This is a genomic window from Lichenifustis flavocetrariae, assembly GCF_026130545.1.
In the GTDB taxonomy this organism is placed as follows: Bacteria; Pseudomonadota; Alphaproteobacteria; order Rhizobiales; family Beijerinckiaceae; genus Lichenihabitans; species Lichenihabitans flavocetrariae.
Genome location: NZ_JAMOIM010000142.1, coordinates 1 through 1310 on the forward strand (window position 1 = coordinate 1; position 1310 = coordinate 1310).

Annotated in this window: 1 protein-coding gene and 1 pseudogene; both read left to right on the forward strand. The window is 66.2% G+C overall.

The window, feature by feature from the left end; genetic code table 11:
- On the forward strand, nucleotides 1-848 hold an 848-nt coding region (locus M8523_RS36310; protein ID WP_282589645.1), incomplete at its 5' end, for an extracellular solute-binding protein.
- A 61-nt stretch (nucleotides 849-909) separates the two neighbouring features.
- Nucleotides 910-1310: pseudogene (locus M8523_RS36315) on the forward strand (sugar ABC transporter permease); the annotation flags it as partial.

The following is a 1310-nucleotide window of genomic DNA, read 5'->3' on the forward strand; positions in this document are numbered from 1 at the left end:
CGACCTACGGGGAAATTGCCCAAAAATATCTCGGCAAGGCGCTCGCGCCCAAGCCGGCCAACGAGTGGACGTGGGACGATTACGCGGCGACCGCCCTGTTCTTCACCAAAGCCGTCAACCCGAAGAGCCCCGTGCGCTATGGCACCGTGCTGCAGATGAAGAACCTGCTCTTCAACATGATGATCTTCGGCAACGTGCCGCGTGCCTTCGGTGGCGACTGGATGGATGCGTCCGGCAAGGTCACGGTCGACTCGCCCGCCTATCGCACGGCGCTCGACCTCTACAAGAAGCTGTATGATGCCGGCGCCACGCCGAAGGACTCGCTATCCTACGAGTTCCCCGAGGCGAACGCCGCCTTCGGCTCCGGTCAGGTCGCGACCATGCTGCAGTGGAATGCCGCAGCGGCCGACCTCGACAACAAGGACAAGACACCCGCAGTTGCCGGCAAGATCGACACGGTGGCGCCGCCTGCGGGTCCTGCCGGGCGCTTCACCCACATCCACGGTCTGGGCCTCGGGTTGAGCAAGGCCTCGACCCACAAGGAGGCCGCCCTGCGGTTCCTGACCTGGCTCGCCGGCCGTGAGGCCATGACGGACTATGCCAAGGCGGGCGGGTCGCCGGCCGTATCGGACGCAATCGCAAGCAAGATCGACGGCCGTCCCGACCTCGCCAAGCTCGGCAGCTTCGCGGGCAAGTACGGGTTCGTGATGACCGGGGCCACTTCGGCCAACGCGCTGGCCGTCTACGAGGCCCAGGCGAAGGCCTTCACCGGCTATTGGGGCGGCACCGACACCCTGGACGCCTCGATGCAGCAGGCGACCACGGCCATGACAAGCCTGCTCAAGTGACGGTTTTCGCGGCGGGCATGCCGCCCGCAGCGACCTTTCGGGCAGTCGTCGGGCGCGGCGGATGAGCGCCATCCTTCACCGTCGGCAGGGCCTCGTGCTCATCGCGCCGCTGACGGTCTTCCTGCTCGCCGTGCTCGGCCTGCCGCTGCTGATCGATATCGTCTACGCCTTGTCCCACGTCACCTTCGAGACGCTGCGCCGGCCCCGGCTGGAAGGCTTCGGAAATTTCGTCACGGTGCTGAAGGACGCTGGCTTCTGGCAGGCCATGGGTTTCTCGCTGCGCTTTGCGATCGTCGCCGCGGTCGCCCAACTCGTCATCGGGCTGTTCCTCGCGATCTTCCTCGCTCCGCTTTTCGCGCTGGCCCCGTGGCTGTTGGCTCTGCTGATGCTGCCGACCATGCTGGCGCCCGCGCTCGTTGGCCTCATGTACCGCCTGCTGCTGCAGGATTTCGTCGGCATCGT